Source organism: Flavobacterium sp. TC780 (genome assembly GCF_056783245.1).
The window spans coordinates 1-22,322 of sequence record NZ_JBXBAV010000024.1; the positions used below are offsets into that span (position 1 = coordinate 1).

Annotated in this window: 14 protein-coding genes, 4 tRNA genes and 7 pseudogenes; 14 read left to right on the top strand and 11 right to left on the bottom strand. The window is 32.1% G+C overall.

What is annotated here, in order from left to right; all coding sequences use genetic code 11:
- Window positions 1-153: 153 nt before the first annotated feature.
- From AC1RYN_RS02290 to AC1RYN_RS02325, 8 genes and pseudogenes are all read left to right on the top strand, one after another.
- Window positions 154-562 (top strand): annotated as a pseudogene (locus AC1RYN_RS02290) (6-carboxytetrahydropterin synthase).
- Window position 563: 1 nt separating this feature from the next.
- Window positions 564-1,024: pseudogene (locus tag AC1RYN_RS02295) on the top strand (peroxiredoxin).
- Between the two features lie 66 nt (window positions 1,025-1,090).
- Window positions 1,091-2,058 (top strand): annotated as a pseudogene (locus tag AC1RYN_RS02300) (type I phosphomannose isomerase catalytic subunit).
- 58 nt (window positions 2,059-2,116) lie between these two features.
- A complete protein-coding gene (locus AC1RYN_RS02305) occupies window positions 2,117-2,383 on the top strand; it encodes a hypothetical protein (RefSeq protein WP_481805679.1) in 267 nt (88 codons plus the stop codon).
- Window positions 2,384-2,460: 77 nt separating this feature from the next.
- Window positions 2,461-2,534: transfer RNA gene (locus AC1RYN_RS02310), tRNA-Thr, on the top strand.
- A gap of 103 nt (window positions 2,535-2,637) precedes the next feature.
- Window positions 2,638-2,711, top strand: a tRNA-Thr gene (locus tag AC1RYN_RS02315).
- A gap of 103 nt (window positions 2,712-2,814) precedes the next feature.
- A tRNA-Thr gene (locus tag AC1RYN_RS02320) sits at window positions 2,815-2,888 on the top strand.
- Window positions 2,889-2,992: 104 nt separating this feature from the next.
- Window positions 2,993-3,066, top strand: a tRNA-Thr gene (locus AC1RYN_RS02325).
- A gap of 423 nt (window positions 3,067-3,489) precedes the next feature.
- Here the strand turns inward: AC1RYN_RS02325 and AC1RYN_RS02330 are convergent.
- The 9 genes and pseudogenes from AC1RYN_RS02330 to htpG all read right to left on the bottom strand — a co-directional run bounded on the left by AC1RYN_RS02330 (window position 3,490) and on the right by htpG (window position 12,374).
- On the bottom strand, window positions 3,490-4,200 hold the full coding sequence (locus AC1RYN_RS02330) for a DUF4369 domain-containing protein (protein WP_481805680.1): 711 nt from the start codon (window positions 4,198-4,200) through the stop codon (window positions 3,490-3,492).
- Window positions 4,201-4,321: 121 nt separating this feature from the next.
- A pseudogene (locus tag AC1RYN_RS02335) lies at window positions 4,322-6,185 on the bottom strand (M61 family metallopeptidase).
- Between the two features lie 112 nt (window positions 6,186-6,297).
- On the bottom strand, window positions 6,298-6,576 hold the full coding sequence (locus AC1RYN_RS02340) for a DUF2805 domain-containing protein (protein ID WP_039111648.1): 279 nt from the start codon (window positions 6,574-6,576) through the stop codon (window positions 6,298-6,300).
- 122 nt (window positions 6,577-6,698) lie between these two features.
- Window positions 6,699-7,528 (bottom strand): annotated as a pseudogene (locus AC1RYN_RS02345) (sterol desaturase family protein).
- A 226-nt stretch (window positions 7,529-7,754) separates the two neighbouring features.
- Window positions 7,755-7,997 (bottom strand): GlsB/YeaQ/YmgE family stress response membrane protein, encoded by a 243-nt coding sequence (locus AC1RYN_RS02350; RefSeq protein ID WP_195735479.1) that lies wholly within the window; start codon window positions 7,995-7,997, stop codon window positions 7,755-7,757.
- A gap of 41 nt (window positions 7,998-8,038) precedes the next feature.
- Window positions 8,039-8,746: an aquaporin Z gene (gene aqpZ / locus AC1RYN_RS02355; RefSeq protein WP_481805681.1), complete on the bottom strand. Its 708-nt coding sequence runs from the start codon at window positions 8,744-8,746 to the stop codon at window positions 8,039-8,041.
- 26 nt (window positions 8,747-8,772) lie between these two features.
- Window positions 8,773-9,129, bottom strand: coding sequence for a DoxX family protein (locus AC1RYN_RS02360; protein WP_481805682.1), 357 nt, complete (start codon window positions 9,127-9,129; stop codon window positions 8,773-8,775).
- Between the two features lie 83 nt (window positions 9,130-9,212).
- Window positions 9,213-10,109, bottom strand: a complete 897-nt coding sequence (locus AC1RYN_RS02365) for an EamA family transporter (protein ID WP_481805683.1) — start codon at window positions 10,107-10,109, stop codon at window positions 9,213-9,215.
- A 381-nt stretch (window positions 10,110-10,490) separates the two neighbouring features.
- Window positions 10,491-12,374 (bottom strand): annotated as a pseudogene (gene htpG, locus AC1RYN_RS02370) (molecular chaperone HtpG).
- Between the two features lie 184 nt (window positions 12,375-12,558).
- On the opposite strand from htpG, the gene AC1RYN_RS02375 reads away from it, so the two are divergent.
- The 3 genes from AC1RYN_RS02375 (at window position 12,559) to AC1RYN_RS02385 (ending at window position 14,869) form a co-directional block, all read left to right on the top strand.
- Window positions 12,559-13,062 (top strand): lipocalin family protein, encoded by a 504-nt coding sequence (locus AC1RYN_RS02375; RefSeq protein WP_481805684.1) that lies wholly within the window; start codon window positions 12,559-12,561, stop codon window positions 13,060-13,062.
- 30 nt (window positions 13,063-13,092) lie between these two features.
- Window positions 13,093-13,782: a YiaD family glycine zipper/OmpA-like lipoprotein gene (locus AC1RYN_RS02380; protein WP_481805685.1), complete on the top strand. Its 690-nt coding sequence runs from the start codon at window positions 13,093-13,095 to the stop codon at window positions 13,780-13,782.
- A gap of 136 nt (window positions 13,783-13,918) precedes the next feature.
- A complete protein-coding gene (locus tag AC1RYN_RS02385; RefSeq protein WP_481805686.1) occupies window positions 13,919-14,869 on the top strand; it encodes an ABC transporter ATP-binding protein in 951 nt (316 codons plus the stop codon).
- Between the two features lie 91 nt (window positions 14,870-14,960).
- Here the strand turns inward: AC1RYN_RS02385 and AC1RYN_RS02390 are convergent, their stop codons facing one another.
- Window positions 14,961-17,366 (bottom strand): alpha/beta hydrolase family protein, encoded by a 2,406-nt coding sequence (locus AC1RYN_RS02390; RefSeq protein WP_481805689.1) that lies wholly within the window; start codon window positions 17,364-17,366, stop codon window positions 14,961-14,963.
- A gap of 276 nt (window positions 17,367-17,642) precedes the next feature.
- On the opposite strand from AC1RYN_RS02390, the pseudogene AC1RYN_RS02395 reads away from it, so the two are divergent.
- From AC1RYN_RS02395 to AC1RYN_RS02405, 3 genes and pseudogenes are all read left to right on the top strand, one after another.
- Window positions 17,643-18,649, top strand: a pseudogene (locus AC1RYN_RS02395) (3-oxoacyl-ACP synthase III family protein).
- 222 nt (window positions 18,650-18,871) lie between these two features.
- A complete protein-coding gene (locus AC1RYN_RS02400) occupies window positions 18,872-19,339 on the top strand; it encodes a copper homeostasis protein CutC (RefSeq protein WP_481805687.1) in 468 nt (155 codons plus the stop codon).
- A gap of 20 nt (window positions 19,340-19,359) precedes the next feature.
- A complete protein-coding gene (locus tag AC1RYN_RS02405; RefSeq protein WP_481805690.1) occupies window positions 19,360-19,542 on the top strand; it encodes a hypothetical protein in 183 nt (60 codons plus the stop codon).
- A 229-nt stretch (window positions 19,543-19,771) separates the two neighbouring features.
- Here the strand turns inward: AC1RYN_RS02405 and AC1RYN_RS02410 are convergent, their stop codons facing one another.
- Complete coding sequence (locus tag AC1RYN_RS02410) at window positions 19,772-22,093, bottom strand: TonB-dependent receptor (protein WP_481805688.1); 2,322 nt, start codon at window positions 22,091-22,093, stop codon at window positions 19,772-19,774.
- Window positions 22,094-22,322 lie beyond the last annotated feature (229 nt).

Genomic DNA, 22,322 nt, shown 5'->3' on the forward strand with positions numbered 1-22,322 from the left:
CAGAAGAAGTAGAAGCTTGGAAATGGATGAAAATAGAAGATGTAAAAATAGAATGCGAATACGCGTGCTGAAATTTACACTGTTTCGTTCAAAATAATTTTTGACGAATTTTATCATTTTCTAAAGACTACATAAATTTAAACCAAAACCTACATGAGAGTAACGATATCAAGGAAAGCACATTTTAATGCTGCTCATCGACTGTATAGAAAAGATTGGACTGCAGAGAAAAATGATGCCGTTTTTGGGAAATGTAATAATCCCAATTTTCATGGTATAATTATGATTAACTGCTAGTGTTACTGGAGAAGTTGATCCAGAAACAGGTTTTGTGATAGATGTGAAAATATTGGCAGATATTATATATCAAGAAGTAGAATTGCCATTTGATCATAAGAATCTTAATCTTGATGTGCCGGAATTTCAAGATTTTAATCCAACTGCAGAACATATTGCAGTAGTGATATGGAATAAAATTAGAAAAAAAATAAATCCCGATTTTGATTTAGAAATCGTGTTATATGAAACTGCTCGTAATTTTGTAACCTATAAAGGAGAATAAAATGTCATTAAAAGTAGGAGATATTATCCCGAATTTTACAGCTAAAGATGCTAATGGAGAAGTGTTTGAAAGTAAGAAGTGTATTGGTCGTAAACCTTTGGTTATTTATTTTTATCCTAAAGATAATACGCCAGGCTGTACAACAGAAGCCTGTAGTTTTAGAGATCAATATGAAGACTTTGTAGCTTTAGGAGCTGAAGTAATAGGTATCAGTAGTGATAGTGTTGACTCTCATCAAAAATTTTCTCATAAACACCATTTGCCATTTGTACTTCTTTCAGATGCAGATAAAAGAATAAGAACTCTTTTTGGAGTTCCTTCTGGACTACTTGGCTTATTGCCAGGAAGAGTAACTTATGTTGTTGATAAAAATGGAGTTATAATCCTGAAATATATGATAGTATGGTTGCTGCAAAACATATTCCTAAAGCACTTGAAGCAATTAAAGAATTAGTATCATAAGTTTAAAAATATAATATCATACAAGATTCCTCGAATGAATCTGTATAAAAAAAATAAATAATATAGATGACCCCAAAATTATATCCCTTGCAATTCGAACCAATCTTGAAAGACAGAATTTGGGGAGGAGAAAAATTAAAAACTGTATTAAATAAGCCAATTACGTCTAAGATTACGGGTGAAAGCTGGGAATTATCTACTGTAGAAGGCGATGTAAGCATTGTTGTTAGCGGAAGTTTGAAAGGAAAGACACTTATTGATATAATAGAGGAATTGCCAAATGAAATTTTGGGGACAAGAGTTTACAAACGATTTGGAAAACAATTTCCATTACTTTTTAAATATCTTGATGCTCGCGAAGATCTTCGATACAGGTACATCCTAATGATAAACTAGCAAAAGAACGACATAATTCTTTTGGTAAGACTGAAATGTGGTATATTATGCAGGCTGATGCTGATGCAAGAATTATTGTAGGTTTTAAAGAAAATTCAAGTAAAGAGGAATATCTTGAAAATCTAAATAACAATTCTTTGGTTTCTATTCTTGATGATGTAAAAGTTAAACAAGGAGATGTTTTTTTTCTGGAAACAGGGACAGTTCATGCTATAGGAGCGGGGCTAGTAGTTGCTGAGATTCAACAAACATCAGATATTACCTATCGTTTATATGATTTTGATAGGGTAGACGCGCAGGGAAATAAAAGAGAATTACATGTAGATTTGGCGTTGGATGCTATTAATTATAATAAAGTAGATACGTATAAGAAATATGATAAAGAGTTAAACAAATCTAATAGAGTAGTTGATTGTCCTTATTTTACGACAAATTTTGTTCCTTTAGATGGTCAGGTTGAGGTAAATAAAAATGGCGAGACCTTCACTGTGTATATGTGTATTGAGGGGGTTTTTGATATAGAATATAATGGAGACAGATTAACATATAGAAAAGGAGATACAGTATTAATTCCAGCAGCTATGAAAGAGTTCATTCTCAATGGAAAAGCTTCAATTTTAGAAATTTACATTTCATAGCTACTAATAGAAAGATTATGTGTACTTTTGCAGACGCAAATTAAAATTAAAAAATAAAATGGCAAACGTTAAGAATTTAAAGAAAGACATCAACTACGTTTTAGGAGATATTATTGAAGCAGTTTACTTATTTGAAATTTCTACTACAGGAAAACCAACTACAGAAACTAACGCTTTGATCGATGAGGCTATTGCTGCTTTTGATGCTTTGATCACTAAAGTGAACGCAAAGAACGTAGAAAATAAAAAAGCTCATTTCAAACAAATCAATGTTGAATTGGAAGAAACTGCTAATCAATTGATTGCAAAAATCAACGAATTGTAGCAAAAAAAACGATAAAAAAGTGTAAAATTATTTTGGTAAAACAAAAATCAATCTTACATTTGCACCCGTAATGAGTCGCCAGCGTAGCTCAGTTGGCTAGAGCAGCTGATTTGTAATCAGCAGGTCGTGGGTTCGAGTCCCTCCGCCGGCTCAAAAATAAAACCATCCGATAAGGGTGGTCTTTTATTAGTATTGAAAGTGTGAAGTTATTTTGGTAAAACAAATCAATCTTACATTTACGCCCGTAATGAGTCGCCAGCGTAGCTCAGTTGGCTAGAGCAGCTGATTTGTAATCAGCAGGTCGTGGGTTCGAGTCCCTCCGCCGGCTCAAAATAAAACCATCCGATAAGGGTGGTCTTTTTATTAGTATTGAAAGTGTGAAGTTATTTTGGTAAAACAAATCAATCTTACATTTACGCCCGTAATGAGTCGCCAGCGTAGCTCAGTTGGCTAGAGCAGCTGATTTGTAATCAGCAGGTCGTGGGTTCGAGTCCCTCCGCCGGCTCAAGATAAAACCATCCGATAAGGATGGTTTTTTATTTGTATTAAAATGTAAAATTATTTTGGAAAATTCAAAAAAGCACTTTACATTTGCACCCGTAATGAGTCGCCAGCGTAGCTCAGTTGGCTAGAGCAGCTGATTTGTAATCAGCAGGTCGTGGGTTCGAGTCCCTCCGCCGGCTCAGAGTTAAAACCATCATAGAAATATGATGGTTTTTTGTTTTATATCCAGTTTCTATTGTTATTATCGGATCTAATGCTAAAAGTTGAAAATTATAAAATTAGGTATAGGTATTAGTTCGCTTGTAGAAAAAAGAATTTTGTATTTTTCAACTCTTGAAATTAATGCCTAAAGGTCTTTGTTTTTAATATGGGGTGTAATAGCTAACTGAATTGTCTTTGTGTTTTAAAAAGGCGATAAATGTATTAACTGGGTGTATGATATGTTTAAGTTTCGACTTTTAAATGTGATTAAGTTCTAGTTTCCTGAGTTTCCTGAGAAGGATATGAAATTATAGGATTCGTGGAATGTAATTTGAAAAGTCAAAAAAAATCCTGCTTTAATAAAAGCAGGATTGATATTGTTGTAATGATTGGAGTCTATATTATTGTTGTTTCTTTATTTTAGCAACATACTCAGTAAGTTTTTTTCCATAAAGTGATTGGGCTACTTTAGGAGTCATCGATTTTTGGATTGTGTCCAAGTATTTAATATTGATATCGTATATATCTGATAAAGCAATATAAGGTGCTATTTCGTAATCTTTGTTATTAATTGCAAAGTTTGTAGCGTATAGATACTTTCGTTTGATATTAGACTCTTGTTTTTCGTTAACACTGTCTAGTGTTTTTTGATTGTTGTCTTTCATAGCTTTAAATCTTAACGCAACAAGATCAAGGTTTGAATCATTAAAGCGTGAGCTTATTTTTCGGTAATCTTCATATAATTCTTGGTTTTTTGATCCTGTAATTTTAGCGCTTGAAATGTAAGTGTCTAAATTAGTGTCGATGTTGATGTTACCAGGTTCAGCGAAAAATAATATATTATTGTCTAGTGAGTTACTTACTCCGCGATCTAGAAATAGATAAAGCATTTCTGGTGATTTTAATTCGATGTTAGTTTCGAAAGCAGAATTACCATCGATTTTAATACTATCAATAGCAACTAGTGATGTGTCTACAACTCTTTGTATGTATAAGGTCCCGTTTTTTAATCCTTTAATATTTCCTGTAATATGCAAATTGGTTTTTGATTCGTTTTTGCTACATGAAGCTAAAAGAATAAGGGTAACGAATGCAATAATAGTTTTTTTCATTGTTTATAGATTTTGGTGCAAAATAAAGAAAATAGTTTTAAAAAAAACATTGCTCAACTTTTAATTTATAAAAAAATCTCAATCTATTTCTAAATTGAGATTTCTTTGTTTTTATTTCTTATTATCCTTTTAACCAGGCGTTTCTAAGGGTTTGCTTGGAGTTGTCTGATGCTTTAAAAGTATTTTTTTCTTCGTAAGGAAGTTTAACTGTTCCTTTTAATGTTTGTTCCTTGTCATTGCGTTTTATCTTAACGGTTATGGGGGTGTTTTCTTTCCATGATTGACTTTCAGTTATCATGTCGTATATGTTTATCAATGAATAAGGCTTTTCGTTTATAGATAAAATATAGTCACCTCCTCTTAGATCAAGTGCTTTGAAAAAAGGGTTTAATTCAATTTTGGGAATAACCATAATTTCTTTAGTCTCAGGGGTTATAGTGATGTATGGGATTTGGCCTTTTAAGAAAATTGTTTCAGGAACTTTTTCTACGGCTTTAGTTACCCCAACTTTGCTTAAGTAAAAATCGTAAGGTATTGGAGTTGTTCCAGCAACGTAAGTGTCTAAAAATGCTCCGACTTCAGGATAAGTTAATTGTGTGATTTTAGCAAAGAGCTCGTTGTCGTTAAATGGTTTTGTAACACCATATTCATTTGATAATTTTTGCATTAAGTCTAGGATCCCTCTTTCTCCATTACTTTTTTCTCTAATAATGATATCGATACACATGCCAATAAGTGCTCCTTTTTCATATACATTTAAGTATTGGTCTTTATATGGTTTTTCTAATACATTAGCACTCATTTTTGTAAATGACATCGTGTCATTTAATGCTTTTGCATGTTCTATTTTCTCAGCAATACGGGAGTAAAATTCAGACTCGTCTATTAAACCTTGATTGATCTGGAAAAGGTTTGCGAAATATTCGGTAACGCCTTCGTACATCCATAAATGCTCAGACATTTTTGGTGCGTTATAGTCAAAATATTGAATTTCTTTTGAGTGGATGGTTAATGGAGTTACAATATGAAAGAATTCATGAGAAACTACATCTCTCATTGATTTTATTAATTCATCTTTAGACATCATTTCAGGAAAAACAACAGTTGTTGCTGTAGGATGTTCTAAAGCTCCGAATCCCTGCGCATCATCTGGTCTCATTGTTGATAAATACAATAAAACAGTATATTTTTTAGTTGAATTTATTTTTCCTAAAAAATTTTTCTGAGCAGTCATTATTGTTTTCATCTCAGGAGTGATACTTTCTGCAGTATGTTTTCCTGTTGGAGAATATACCGCTATTTGTATTTCCATTCCGTTTACATCAAATGAGGTGTAATCTGGTTTAGAGTACATAATTGGGTTTTCTACTAAAACAGCATAATTAGACGTTGTAAATACGTCGCTAGTATTGCTTGCATCTTCATCAGTCATTGATGTCGCTCCCCAAAGTGTTGTTGGGTGTGTAACGGTAACTTTGTAAGGAATGTCAAGTTTGTCTTGAAAATAACCTACGAAACCATGCGTGTTTATCATAAAGTTAATACCAGCATCGATATTTGTACCGGCAGGAGAGAAAACATCATCATTACCAAATCCTGTACCTTTTTCAGTGTCGAAAGTGTCGTTGACTAAGTAAGTAATTGTTTTTAATGTTTTAGCATTAGAGATTGACCAGGTGTTATCGTCAGTTTTCTTTATAGGAAGGAGTATTCCTTTTGAATCAAATGCTTTTAAATCTTCAATAAACTTACCGTAATTGTCCTCAGAATATGTGCCAGGAACAGTTTTAGGGATGCTGTAAGTTACTTCATCTGTATTGAACTTAGGGGCTGTAACTGTAACTAGAACTTTGTCTTTCTTTTGTATCGGTAAGATTAATACTGACTCCAATCTCTTGTTTTAGAACTGTATTACTAGTTGAGCTAGCTGTTTTACAACCTATAAATACAGCTACCAATGCTAATGTGACTATTATTTTTTTCATTACTTATGAGTTTGTTTTTACTATTGGTCTTTATAGATTGAAGTAAGTTACAAAAACATTTTAATTTTATTTATAGGTGTAAAAAAAACTCCTGTTTCCAGGAGTTTTATTGTTAGTCCAATTTGTTCTTTATGTAATATTTACCATCCAAATCTTCATCAAAATCATCTATTTTAACTGGTTTTGGCTTAGGTTTGTTAGCAATAGCTTTCTTTTTCCACATTTCAAATTTCTCTGCGGGCATTTTCTTTTTCATAATTTCTAAAACCTCTTTTTCAGCCAATCCAAATTCTTTTTTGATAATTTCAAAAGGATTCTTTTCTTCTAGGGCTAATGTAACAAGTTTTTCTGTTTGTTCCCAGTTCAATTCTTTACGGTTACTCTTTTTCATCACGTGAAAATTAATTCAAATAGGGGTTAATGATTAATAATAGATTGATTTTCAATTTAGATATCAATATTAATGAAAAAAATAATTACTTCGTCGCTTATGGTAGATTTTTTTTGTTGATTTTAATCGTTTTTTGGTAAACGTTGTTTCTGAAACGGAATTTGTAATAAATTCTTCAAATTATTGTGTTCTTCAGGGTTCATATGAGTGTCAACTCCATAGATTATTTTTTCTTTTGGAAGAGTCGTAAATGTTCCGAAAAGACGGTCCCAAATCGAAAAAGATATTCCCGTAGTTGCTATCAGTATAGGGAAGTATATAATGATGGTGTATTTTGTGCATGTTTGGAGAAACAATAAAGTAGCTTAAAAAAGCATCGACTTTATCGGGTAGAGAGATATTTGCATGAGTAAATTGAGTAGATACAACAGATAATGTTTGGTATAGAAAAACCATCCACATGGGGCTTCCTATGATTAAAACGCCAAAAGTTGTGAAAATAAATCGAATTATACTTTCTCCTGGGTGATGCCGATTGCCGCTTGTGGTGTCAATCCAAGTGTCGGTATGGTGAATAAGATGAAAACGCCATAAAAATTTAATTTTATGTTCGATGAAGTGAGCTAAATAGGCTCCGATTAAATCTAATAGCAACAATCCGATAATGGTGTATAGCCATAATGGAATTTCTGGTAACCATTGTAGAATGCCAAAATGGTTTTTAATTGTCCAATCAGCAGTTTTTAATAAAATAAATGCTAAAACAAAATTGATGATAATTGTGGTAAATGTTAAGAAAAAATTGATTCCAGCATGATTCCATTTTTTATAGTTAAACTTAAAAAGAGGGAAAAGTGTTTTCTATGAGCCAAAAAAAAGCTATTCCGCTAACGAGGATTAAACTTCTATGTAAAGAAGGGATAGTATTGAAATAAGAAATAATTTCATCCACACTAAAAGTATTTACTCAAAATTAACGATTTTGATAATACGAAATTAAAATAAATCTTATTTTTTTTGATTTTCAATGTTGTGGTTGAGTTGGGTGTTTATGAATTATGGATTGAACTTTGTTAAAAAAAAGAGAAGGAAATGAAGCAATAAAACCTCTTTTCCTTCTCTTTATATGACATTGTTACTTGTTTAATGTTTGTTTGTAACAAGTAATGTGAGTGGCGTTATGCTTTTTTTATTAAACTAATAATAAATAATAAAACCCATGCGCCACCAACAGCAATTATAATCTGCCAAAGCAAACCGCCTCCACCGATACCTAGCCTTCCTGCAATCCAGCCACCAATAAGTCCGCCAACTATTCCAACAACAATATTGCCAAGAATTCCAAAACCTGCACCTTTCCATATTTGACCTGCAAGCCAACCAGAAATTGCTCCAATAAGTAAGAAATATAAAAATTCCATATTTTAAAAGTTTAAGGGATTAATAATCGATTTAAGAAAAATTAAGCTGCGTCATGATTTTGCAACAATGTTTTATATATAATTCCTGCAACAATTGCTCCTAAAATTGGGGCAACCCAAAATAACCAAACTTGAGATAATGGTTCACCTCCAACGAAAACTGCTTGCGATAAAGATCTAGCAGGGTTTACAGATGTATTTGTGATTGGAATACTTATTAAGTGAATTAGTGTTAGGCCTAGACCAATTGCTACTCCTGCAAATTTTCCATTTGCAAATTTATCTGTAGCGCCAAGGATAATTAATAAGAAAAATAAAGTCAGTACAAATTCAGCTATAAATGCCGATTGTAAAGAGTATCCATCAGGTGAAAAAGCCCCAAACCCATTTGATGCAAATGCTCCAGCTTTGGTATTATCTATCATGAAGCCGGCTTTTCCAGATGCGATTGTGTATAAAGTTCCTGCAGCTGCGATTGCTCCAACGCATTGAGCAATGATGTATGGAACTAGGTCTTTTACAGGGAATCTTCCTCCTGCCCAAAGTCCAAATGATACTGCTGGATTAAAATGACCGCCAGATATATGTCCTACAGCATAAGCCATTGTTAAAACGGTTAATCCAAAAGCTAGAGCCACTCCAGCAAATCCAATTCCTAGATCTGGAATCCCGGCAGCGAAAATAGCGCTTCCACAACCTCCAAATACAAGCCAGAATGTTCCGAAAAATTCTGCAAAAAGTTTTTTCATAATAAAAAGTGTTTAATTAATAAATGTTAAAAAGTATATTGATATGCCCAAAAAATCAAAACAATTTGAAAAGGCATGCGCAATAATAAAACCCATCTAGGTAACCCAAAACTTGCTTTTTTGTTCTGATACATATATACGTGAGTTGGGAAAACTGCAACTAATAACGCAATAATTCCCCATGCCGCAAAATGAGATGTAGCTGAGATTAATAGGAGGGATCCTAATATAATCTCAGCTACACCGCTTAAAATATTTAATAATTTTGGATTTGAAAAATAAGAAGGAATGATCTTTAGATACATTCTAGGATTTCTAAAATGATTTATCCCAGCAATAATATAAAGGGAAGCCATTAAATATATATGCCAAGGTAAATTCATAATAGTTATTTATTACGAATTTAAGAAATAATTAGTAATTGAATGTGTTGTCTTGGATGTTTTTAACAAGTATTATGAATTATTTACTTTTGTTTCTGAAAATTTACATTCATAATAATAATTGCAAGTATGATTAAAATTATTCCAACCCATTGAAGGAATATTACTTTTTCATTTAATAGTACATAGGCCATCATTACAGAAACAGGTAATTCTAAAGCCGATACAATACTTCCTAGTCCAATTCCTGTAAGAGGGAAACCTGCGTTCATAAGCATAGGAGGTATAATTGTACCAAAAAGTGCAAGAATGATACCCCATTTTGTGAAAATTTCGAAGTTAAAAGGTGTTACTTGTGTCGCTATTCCAAATGAAAAGACAATAACTGCTCCTCCTAAAAGCATATATAAACTACGTTGTGCTGACGAAATTTCGGTAGCAACTCGGTTTGCAGTAAACATGGTTGTGGTAAATGATGCAGCTGCCAAACAACCCCACGTAAGACCACGCCAATCTAACTGAATCTCGTTTTGAGTAATATTGGTAGCCAAAACTGTACCTCCTAAAACAATAATTACAGCGATTACTTTTTGTTTAGAAGGAAGTTTTTTCTCTAAAATCATTTCTAGTAAAACTCCCATCCATACCGTTTGCATCAATAAAACAATTCCGATAGAAACTGGAATGTATTTTACAGCTAGGTAATAAAATAAACTAGTCATACCTAATGAAGTTCCAGCAGTCATTAATTGAGCAATGTTTTTTGGAGATGCCTTAACAACTGTATTTTTATGTTTTGCTTTTTGAAAAGCGTTGATGATTAGGATTCCAATGATTCCTAATATAAATTGAGAAGTAGTTACTTCTGCTGTAGTGAATCCTTCATCGTATGCCATTTTTACAAAAGTGGCTAACATGCCATAACTTGTTGCGCCAAATGCTACTAGAAATACTCCTTTTAATACGTTACTTTTTGTCATTTTATATAATTTACTGCTTTTTGTTTTAAAAAATAAAGCCTGCAAAGATAGGCTTTAGTAATTGATTTAAAAAACGCTTTTAGTTTGGATATTATATTTGGAGTATTGTTCTAGTTGTATATTTTATTAAAAATACCTCAAAATGAAGTTATTTTGACTTATTCATAATTAATTAGTATGCTCAATTTTTTAATCGGCATAATTAAATTTCGATTAATTCTTTACATCATTTGATGAATTTTAATAAGATTATTTAAAGTTATGGAAATAGCTTGTGATAAAAATACAAGTAGCTATTTTTTATTCTTTTAAACAAAGAGCCCTGCAAGTTATACTTGCAGGGCTCTTTAATTATTTGGTTTATAGAACCAAAATTTAATTTTATTTAATCATTTCAAAACTTCTTTTTACAAAAGCAGTTAATGCTTCACCTTTTAATAAGTTTTGAGATAATTTGGCTAAATCTAATGCTTGTTTTACTAAATGTTCTTGATGAGATTTATCTTCGGTGTTTAAGATGTTAGTTGCTAACTCAGAATTTGTGTTTACAACCAAGTTGATACATCTCAGGCATATTACCCATTCCGAACATTCCAGAACCACCAGACTGACTCATTTCTTTCATTCTACGCATAAATTCAGGTTGCGTGATGATAAACGGAGCAGCTTGGCTATCCATAGCCTCCAATTGTACACTGTATGCTTTAGGAATGTATGCTTCTAATGAAGTTTTTAAAGCTTCTTTCTCTTCATCAGATAATTTCGAAATCGTGTTTTCTTCTTTCTTGATTAAGTTATCAATATGATCAGAATCCACACGTACAAAAGTTACATCTTTGTTATCACCTTCTATTTTCTGAATTAAATGAGAGATAATAGGAGAATCTAAAAGCAATACTTCGTATCCTTTTTCTTTTGCTGTTTCAATGTATCAGTGTTGAGCATCTTTATTCCCAGCATATAAAACAACCAATTTTCCGTCTTTATCGGTTTGGTTTTCTTTTTATTTTCTCTTTTAATTCTTCAAGAGTAAAGTAAGTATCATCTACAGTTGGATACAAAACAAATGCACCCGCTTTTTCGTGAATTTATCTTCGGAAAGCATTCCGTACTCTAAAACGATTTTAATATCATTCCATTTTGATTCAAAATCTGCACGATTTTCATTAAATAACGCTTTTAATTTATCAGCTATTTACGAGTAATGTAGTTTGATATTTTCTTAACTGCACCATCAGCTTGTAAACCAGAACGAGAAACGTTTAACGGGATGTCTGGTGAATCAATAACACCTTTTAACATTGTTAAAAATTCGGGAACAATTCCTTCTACGTTATCAGTTACATAAACTTGATTTTGGTACAATTGAATTTTGTCTTTCTGAATTTGCATATCCGAACCTAATTTTGGGAAATATAAAATTCCTGTTAGGTTAAACGGATAATCCACATTTAAGTGAATATTAAATAATGGATCTTCGAATTGCATTGGATACAACTCACGGTAGAAGCTTTTGTAATCTTCATCAGATAATTCAGTTGGCTGTTTTGTCCAAGCTGGATTTGGGTTATTGATGATATTGTCAACTTCTATAGTTTCGTTTATATAATCTTCGGGAGCATCTTCTGGCTTAGGAAGTGTTTCTGTTTTTGTTCCGAATTTAATTGGAATAGGCATAAACTTGTTATACTTATTCAATAATTCATAGATTTTAGAATCTTCTAAAAATTCTAAAGAATCCTCAGCAATATGTAAAACGATTTCAGTCCCACGTGTAGTTTTGTCAGTTGGCTCCAAAGTAAACTCTGGACTGCCATCACATGTCCAATGAGCCGCTGGTTCATCCTTGTATGATTTAGTGAAGATTTCTACTTTTTCTGCAACCATAAAAGCAGAGTAAAAACCAAGACCAAAATGACCTATGATTCCTGAATCTTTTGCAGAGTCTTTATATTTGTCCAAAAATTCTTCAGCTCCTGAGAAAGCAACTTGGTTGATGTATTTTTCAACTTCGTCAGCTGTCATCCCAAGACCCTGATCGATGATGTGGATTTTTTTTCCTTCTTTGTCAATTTTAATCTCGATAATTGGATTGCCATATTCTACTTTGGCTTCACCGATACTTATTAGGTGTTTTAATTTTAGAGTAGCATCGGTTCCGTTAGAAATCAACTCACGCAAGAAAATTTCGTGATCGCTGTATAAGAATTTCTTGATTAAGGGAAATATGTTTTCTACTGAAACATTAATTTTACCTGTTGTCATATTTTTTAAAATTTTAAGTTTAACATTATGCATTTCAGATTCTTCAAATAGAATACCAATTCTAAAAGGGGTGACAAATTGTCGTAGGTGTTAATTCTGCAAGAAAAAAAAATAATTTTTAAACAAATTTAATTTTTTTGCATTGTATCTTTGTAGGAGTATTAATTTTAAATTTGCTAAAACGATGAGAAAAATTATTTTAATATGCATAATAGCCGTAACGGTTTTTGCATGCAAATCAGCTTCAACAGCAACTACATCTAATGGGGCTGAACCGCTTTCAACAAAACTTGATAAGTCGACTCAAGTAGCAATTAAAGGGAATTGGATATTAACCAATGTTTCTTATCCGGGTTCAGAGTATATTAAAGTAAATTCATTTGATCTTGCTGACTCTAAGTGTTTTATTGGTAGTACTTGGAATTTCATTTCAAATAATAACAAAGGATCGATGGCTTTAGCATCATCTAGTTGTACTGATTTTTCTTCTCCGATTGTGTGGAGTATTAATAATCAAGGTATGTTTGTGCTTAAGATTCTTGATGCAGGGATAAAAGCAAAAAAAGTAAGAGAGGGATATTTGCTAAAAGTGGGTGGTTTAACTGAAAATTCATTTCAATTAATTGATAATATTAATGTTGGAGGACAAGTTAAGGATGTAACATACCAATTTCAAAGAGCTAATTAATATATAAAAAAAATAAAAAAATATAAACACATGAAAAAGATAACAATTTTAGGTTTGAGTACTTTACTTGTATTGACAAGTTTTTTTACAAGTTGTGACTCAGTAAAAAACGCAAATAATACTCAAAAAGGTGCAGGAATAGGTGTTGCTGCAGGTGCTCTTATTGGAGGTATTTTAGGAAACAATTTAGGAAAAGGTGGTAATGCTGCTTTAGGAGCTGCTATTGGAGCTGCTGTAGGTGGTGGAACTGGTGCTCTTATTGGAAACAAAATGGATAAGCAAGCGAGAGAGATTGATCAAGCTTTACCAGGTGCAGATGTAGAACGTGTAGGAGAAGGAATTCACTTAGTTTTAAATGAAAATGCAGTGCGTTTTGATACTAACAAATCAAGTTTAACTACTCAGGCAAAAGCTAATTTGGATAAATTAGTTCCAGTATTTAATGAGTATGCTGATACTAATATCGAAATTTTTGGATATACTGATAATACAGGTAGAGCAGAATACAACTTGACGCTTTCTGGACAGAGAGCTGCTTCTGTAAAAGCGTATTTAATTTCAAAAGGATTAAATGCAAACAGATTCAAAACTTCAGGTATGGGAATTGTTGATCCAATTGCTACAAATGATACTCCAGAAGGAAGAACGCAAAACCGTCGTGTAGAGTTTGCTATTACAGCAAATGACAAAATGGTAAATGACGCAAAAGCTGGTAAATAAGCATTGTTTCTTAATAAAATAAATGAAGAGCTGTTTCAAAAGAAACAGCTTTTTTTGTATATAATTTAATAACTTTCTATAAGTTAGTTTTGCTAAAGGAACTATCTTTGTATCCTCAATTTTTCAATGCCAACCAATGCTTCAAGTTCAAGATATATCTTTTTCGTATACCGATAAGCCTGTTATAAAAAATGTTTCTTTTACCATAAATAAAGGTGAAAATATTGCTATTATTGGCGAAAGTGGCTGCGGAAAAAGTACTCTTCTTAAATTAATATATGGGTTATATGATTTAAATGAAGGTAAAATTTTTTATAATGAAAAACCTATTCTAGGACCTAAATACAATTTGGTTCCCGGAATGCCTTATATGAAATATCTGGCTCAGGATTTTGATTTATCTCCCTTTGAAACCGTTGCAGAAAATGTAGGGAAGTTTCTTTCGAATGGTTTTGCCAATATGAAAAAACTGCGTGTTCAGGAATTATTAGAAATGGTCGAAATGGAGCAATTTTCTAATGTAAAAGCAAGTCTTTTAAGTGGAGGACAAAAGCAAAGAGTTGCTCTGGTAAGAGTGCTGGCTTTAGAGCCTGAAGTAATTTTATTAGATGAACCTTTTAGCCAAATTGATGCCTTTCGTAAAAATGCTTTACGACGAAATTTGTTTAGATATTTAAAACAAAAAGGGATTACTTGTATTATTGCAACCCATGATAGTACCGATGCTTTGTCATTTGCAGATGAAGCGATTGTAATGCGAAATGGAGAAGTGATTGTTAAAGATAATCCAACAAAAATATATGAAGATCCTGAGACCCGTTATGTTGCGTCACTATTTGGGGAAGTAAATGAAGTTGCCACTCATTTATTAGTTCCTTATGAAGATGAAACTCATAAAACGCTGGTGTATCCACATCAGTTTAAGATGGTAGCAGAGTCTAATTTGCCAGTAAAGATTAGAAGGACTTATTTTAGAGGGAATCACTATTTAATTGAAACAGTTTATAAAAGACAATTGATTTTTTTTGAAAGTGAAATTGATTTGCCTCTTGAGCAGGAAATATTTTTAAGTTTAAATTATCTGTAAATTAGATAATTATTTTTGGCTCTATAAAATAACAAACCCGACAGATTTTAAAAACCTGTCGGGTTCGTTTTATAAATAGTCTTATGAAAATTTAGTTTTTCAAATATTTTTCTAAGAATTGGTCTTGTTCCCAAAGTAAATGTAAAATATTTTCTCTAGCTACATAACCATGAGATTCTTTTGGTAAAATTACCATTCTTGCTGGTCCGCCCAATCCTTTTATAGCTTGGAAATAACGCTCCGTTTGCAAAGTAAAAGTACCTGGATTATTATCAGCTTCACCATGTACTAAAAGTAATGGAGTTTTCATTTTATCAGCATGCATAAAAGGTGACATTGTATTGTAAACATCTGGAACTTCCCAGTAATTACGTTGCTCAGTTTGGAAACCAAAAGGAGTTAAAGTTCTGTTGTAAGCACCACTTCGTGCGATTCCGCAAGCAAAAAGATTAGAATGAGTTAGTAAATTTGCAGTCATAAATGCTCCATATGAATGTCCTCCAATAGCAACTTTCTTTTTGTTTATGTATCCTAAAGCATCTACTGCATTTATAGCAGCCTCAGCATCATCAACAAGTTGTGTTATGAAATTATCATTAGGCTCTGTAGTTCCTTCACCAATAATTGGAAAAGATGCATCATCAAGAACAACATATCCTTTAGTTACCCAATATACAAATGATCCATAATAAGGAAATGTAAATTCATTTGGGTTTTGGCTGCTTTGTCCTGCACTGTTTTTATCTTTGTATTCAGCAGGATATGCCCAAATTAATAATGGTAGTTTTTCTTTTTTAACCTTGTCGTATCCAGCAGGTAAGTATAAAGTTCCAGATAATTGAACACCATCTTTTCTTTTATATTTAATAACCTCTTTGCTTACGTTTTTAATACTTTCAAATGGATTTTTGAAAAAAGTAACTTGAGTTAAGCTATTTTGTTTTTTAATATTTCTGAAATAATAATTAGGATAATCATTTTTGGATTGAATTTGTACCAAAACTTTTCCTGTTTTAAAATCTTCAATGCTTAATATATCTTCTTTTTTATCTTTGAATGAAGAAGTATAAAGGCGTTTTGTTTTTAAAGTTTTAAGATTAAGTTCACTAATAAAAGGGAATTGACCATCTTTAGTAAAACCTTCGCCAAGAAGAAAGGCATTGTCATTTTCTATTGCAAGGACATATCTATTGTATTGGTTTTTCTTATATTCAAAATTACCTGGATTAGAGTAGATATCTTGTGAGTTTCTATCAAAAATCAGTTTAGGTTTTTGAGCAGCATCAGCAGGATTGATTAAATACGTTTTAGTATTACGTGTGTCATACCATTCATCCATAAGAATTGCTACGTTATCATTTCCCCAAATAATTCCACTGTAACGTTGAGGTGTTTTTACTAATGAAGTTGCTTCGGTGTTAAAAGGAGCATTCCAAAGAAATACTTCGTCTCTAAATTCAACTTTATTAGCTGGATTTCCTTCATCTAAAGCTTCTACATAAGAAAGTGTTGCAGGTTTGTCATTTCTCCATGACATTTCTCTCTTTCCTTTGCGTACAGCCATAAAACCTTTAGGCATGATCTCATAAAGAGGGACTTCATTTACCGTTTTTACTTCAGTACCGTTTTTATCATAAACAACTGTCTTTGATGGGAATCTACCTAATGGAACAATATATGAAAATGGTTTTTGGATTGTTGTCAACATTACATAATTTCCATCAGGAGAAATTCTTTCAGAAGAATACATTGCTGCATTTTTAAATAAGGTAGCTGTACCATTAATGTTTACTTTGTAGATTTCAGAAGTAATGATGTTCTCAAAATTAGCCTCATCGTTTTTGTTTTTCAACATGTCAGCATAAGTTCTATTTTGTGATTTAGAACCATCAGCGGTAGAAACAATTGGGCCAGTTGGTAAATCTTTTTTAGCTTCTAATAATGCTGGTCTGTTTTTTGGCAGCATTTTCACTAAAATAGTTTCATTGTCGTTAAACCAGCTAAAAGGAGTTCCTATATTAGCATTTAATGTTGCATCAGTAAGTTTGGTTGCTTTTGCAGTAGGAACATCTATAATCCAAAGCTCAACTCCAATTTTTGTAGTATTAGTAAATAATATCTTCTTATTATTTGGTGACCATGTAGTATAACTAATCTGCGGATCAGCTGGTAAACCTGCTATTTCTATTTCTTTGGTATCGCTAATTTTTCTCAATTTGAGATTTTTTACATAGGTTACTGTGCTAGAAATATTAGTTACAGGGTTGATTCTTAAACCAGCTAAACGAAGTTCTTCCTGATTTAAATCGTCTAATGTTTTATAGGTGTTTCTGTAACTTAACAGCATGTATTCTTTTTTTGTATCCATTGATACAGAAGGGGCTCTCTCGTAATCAGCCAAATCCAAAATTGATTTTGAAGGCTTTTGATACGTTAAGTTTTCTTGGGCAGAGCTACTAAGCCAAGATTTAAAAATAGAAATAAGATAATTTTTAATTTCATAGTTGAAACTTTTATAATTAATGGTTAAAGATTGTTATAATTTGTCTAAAGTAGTTCAAACTTGTTACATTTTGGTAATGAAAAAGTATTGCAATAAAAATTTTTATAAATATAGAGTAAATTTCCTTCAATTTATGGTGTGGCTGTAAAATGAAGTCAATCAGAATGATATATAAAATTGGTAATTACGAAAAAATTACTAAATTGTGTACATGATTTTTAAAAGATGTTTAGATTTGCAATCCAATTTTTTAACGAATAATAAAAAAATATGTATCATTCAAAAATAGCGGGATTAGGATATTATGTCCCTTCAAATGTGGTAACCAATGACGATTTGTCTAAAATAATGGATACCAACGACGAGTGGATACAAGAACGAACAGGGATTGAAGAACGCAGACACATTATAAGAGGAGAAGATACCACAACCTCAATGGGTGTAAAAGCTGCAGAGATAGCTATCCAACGCTCTGGTGTAGCAAAAGAAGATATCGATTTTGTTGTTTTTGCGACATTAAGCCCAGATTATTATTTTCCAGGTCAGGAGTTTTAGTACAGCGTGATTTAGGATTAAAAACTGTTGGAGCATTAGATGTAAGAAATCAGTGTTCAGGTTTTGTATATGCAATTTCTGTAGCCGATCAATATATTAAAACAGGGATGTATAAAAATGTTTTAGTAATTGGTTCAGAGGTGCATTCGACAGGCTTAGATATGACTACCAGAGGAAGAGGAATTCTGTAATTTTTGGTGATGGAGCAGGAGCAGCGGTTTTAAGCAGAGAAGAAGATACTACAAAAGGAATATTATCGACACATTTACATTCAGAAGGCCAACATGCTGAAGAATTATCTCTAACTGGCACAATGAGAATGGAGCGCGTTGGGTAACAGATATATTGGCAGATAATGATCCGAATGATGAAAGTGATTTTCCTATATGAATGGACAATTTGTATTTAAAAATGCAGTAGTGCGTTTTGCAGAAGTAATTAATGAAGGTTTGGTAGCTAATAATTTGCAAGTTTCGGATATTGATATGTTGATTCCTCATCAGGCAAACTTGAGAATTTCTCAATTCATCCAAAAGAAATTTGGTTTGAATGATGATCAAGTATATAACAACATTCAAAAATACGGAAATACAACGGCAGCATCTATTCCGATTGCATTGACAGAAGCTTGGGAACAAGGAAAAATTAAATCTGGAGATACTGTAGTTCTTGCTGCATTTGGTAGCGGATTTACATGGGGAAGTGTAATTATCAAATGGTAATTTAAATCTATAAAAAATTAATCATGTAAGTTATATAAGTTTACTAAGCGAAATGTTTCAAACTTATATTTTCTTAAATGAATTACATGGTGAAAAAATACTTCTAAAAGAAAACCTATTCAGTACTGAATAGGTTTTTTTGTTTATTTTCGATACAACATAATTTTATTGCCAGGCGGAGCAGAGTCAAAGCCTATTGCAATTATATAAGTATAATTAAAAATGGAAAAAAGTCAATTAGAGATTGCGTGTTTTAATCTTGATTCTGTCGAAATCGCTCAGGCAAATGGAGTAAATAGAATTGAGTTATGTGTTAATATGAAAGAGGGAGGGACAACTCCGGGTTTAAGTTTAGTTCAGGCAGCAAGAGATATAGCCACAATAGATCTAAACGTTATCATACGGCCACGCGGGGGAGATTTTGTTTATACAGATGCTGAATTTCAAGAAATGAAAGAAAATATAATCGAATATAAAAACTGCAAAGTTGATGGATTTGTATTTGGAAATCTTAATACTGACGGAAGCGTAAATATAGAGCAAAATAAGGAATTGATTAATTTAGCAAATCCGCTTCCTTGTACATTTCACAGAGCTTTTGATGTTGTTGCCGATGTAAGTAAATCTCTCGAAGATGTAATTAATTGTGGTTTTAAAACAATCTTAACCTCAGGTCAGGAAAAAATGTAGAAGAAGGAATAAATGTCCTTATTGACGTTGTTAAAAAAGCAAATAATAGAGTTGTAATTATGCCTGGTGGAGGACTTCGATCTACGAATATAGGATCACTGAAAGAAAATCTTGGGAATACCTTTTTTCATTCATCTGCAATTACTGATTCTAACGAAACGGCAAGTGCAATAGAAATTATTGCTTTAAAAGCTAAATTGTAATTTTAGAGTGTTATCACAAAAATAGTTTTAGATAATAAATAGATTCAATTTTTTAAATAAAAAAAAGCCCAGAGTGGCATTCTCTGGGCTTTTACTACTAAAATAATTCAAAAATTAAAAAAATCGAATTAGTGTGATAGATTAAAATAATCCTCCGCCACCTTTATTCGTATTGTCTTCTCTTTGCTTGCGTTGTAAACTTTTGTTTTTGCCACCACCAAAGTTGTAGCTAAGACCAAAATAAACAGTTTGACTCTCCCATGTAAATTTTCCTGTTTGAGGATAAGGGTTGTAGAATCGAAAGCGTATTTTCCATAGTATCGAAAATATCGTTAAAACGTAAGCTTAAAGTCATTTTGTTGTCTAGCAAAGTGTAGCGGGTACCAGCATCCATTTTGTACATATCGTGGCTGTTGTTTTGTATTCCATCAACAGGACCTCTGTAAAAACCAAATAATAAGAAACTCAAACGTTTGTTAGCTTTAAAGTTTGCATTAATTCTGGCATTAAAAGAGTTAGCGCTAATTTCTTTGTTTTCTGCAGTTGAGATATTAGTTATTGGATCAATAACAAAAACAATTCCTTGTTGTTTTATGCTTGAAAAATCGATAGACGGTTGAACGTCTAACCATTTTGTAGCTTTGTAGTTTGCAGACATTTCGAATCCATATGCAGTATTGCGGTCGAAATTGGCATAACTCATAATTTGTTTCTGATTTGTTGGGTCACTGTCATCAGGTTTTAACGTACGACTAATTTGATCATTAATACTTCTTACGTAAACACCAGCTGTGAAAGTACTTTTGCCAAAAATTTTAGTATAGTTTATTTCAACAGAATTAGTGAATTGTGGTTTTAATTCTGGATTTCCTAAAGAAGTTACCAATGGAGTCGAAAATTCACGGATCGGTTTTGTTTGTTCTAAACTTGGGCGGTCTACACGACGGCTATAGCTAAATTGAAATGTATTATTATCATTAAGGTTATAGGTTAAATAAGCTGATGGATATAGTGTAATATAATCATCTTTAAATATAGATTGTCCATTATTTAAGTTGGCTTCAACTTTATAACTCTCAAAACGTGCTCCTAATTGGTAACTGAATTTTTTGAATTTTTGACCAAAAGTTACATAAGCAGAATAAATGTCAATATCATACGTGTAATTTGAAAGTCGCTCTGTAGGGCTAATTAGAGGGTTTTCGGTAGAGTAATCATTTGTCGTTCTTGTAATTCTTGCTTCAGCACCAGCTTCAAGCGTTGTTTTTTTGTCTAATGGATTGACATAATCAATATTTAAGGTGCTGTTTTTTCTAACATCTTTTATGTAATCGTTGTAAATAGATGTAGTCGAATTTCCTGTGTTATCAATAGCTTTTCTGTCAAAATAAGCTGTTTGAGGTTGTTTGAAATCATTGTAATTTCCTTCAACATCAAGAGTGTGACCTTCTTTTTTGAAAAGATGCTTGTATGCTATATTATACGTGTTATTAGTGTTTTTACTATCATATTTTGATTTTTCATTAGTGTTTTTAGTACCCATACCATAATCAATATCCGTATTTATATTTGTAAAACCATCAAATGAATTTTGGTTGGTGTATACAGAAATAGTATTGTTGTCATTGATGTAATAATCCATACCAATTTTATAAAGGCGGGAATCATTATCGCTTTTGACATCGATATTTTGAATTAAAGGGGTGTCTAATCTATTAATTAGGCCATCATTAGCATAAAGTCCAAAGTTGCGTCCAGCAGTACCAAAGAAATTTACTTTTCCAACCTTGTAATTCAAGTCTAATGAATTATTGTATTTCGCAGTTTCTCCAAAAGTTATTCCGGCATTGAAATTTCCGTTAAAACCAGTGTTAGCATTTTTATGCAAAACGATATTTATAATTCCAGACATTCCTTCTGGGTTATACTTAGCACTTGGGTTAGTTATTAACTCAATTTTTTTGATTGATGTAGATGGAATTTGTTTAAGTAATTGAGCAGGGTCAATGTTAGATGGTCTTCCGTCAATTAATACACGTACATTAGAGTTTCCACGTAATGATAATTTACCATCCTGATCCACATTTACCGAAGGAATATTATTCATAATATCCGAAGCCGATGCGCCAGCAGTAGTCAGGTCTTTACCAACAGTAATTACTTTTCTATCGATTTTTTGTTCAATAGTCGAGCGTTCGCTAACAATGTTAACACCTTTAAGTTGAGTAGCTTCTTCTTCAAGAGTAACTTTAAAGGTGTATTCTTTTTTGGATTCATTAAAGAAAAGATTGGCTTTGTATGATTTAAATCCGATGTATTGTATTTCTAAAATGTAGTTCTTTAAAGGAATATTTTTTAAATTAAAATCTCCTTTATCATCAGTAACTCCACTTGCAATTGTTTTTCCTTCTTCTTTTACGGCAATGGTAGCATAAGAGATTGGGGAATTAGTGGCTCTCTCGAGTACTTTTCCAGAAATACTTCCAGAATTTTGAGCTTGTACCGATGTTATTACTCCGATAAGCAATAACATGATAATTTTAAGTTTCATAGGATTTGATTTTGTTAGAATTGATTAATTAATTTTTGATTGATGATATCCTTTAAATACAAGTTGATTATTCTTGTTTGAAATTTATTTAAAGTTTCTATTAAGACTATTCTTTTGATTTTATGTTACAGAATTTGTGAAAAATAATAATTGTTTTTAAAATAGGTGCTGCCTCCCTGCAACAGGAGCATGTATTAACCTTAGCAATACGTAATCCAACCAAGGCTAA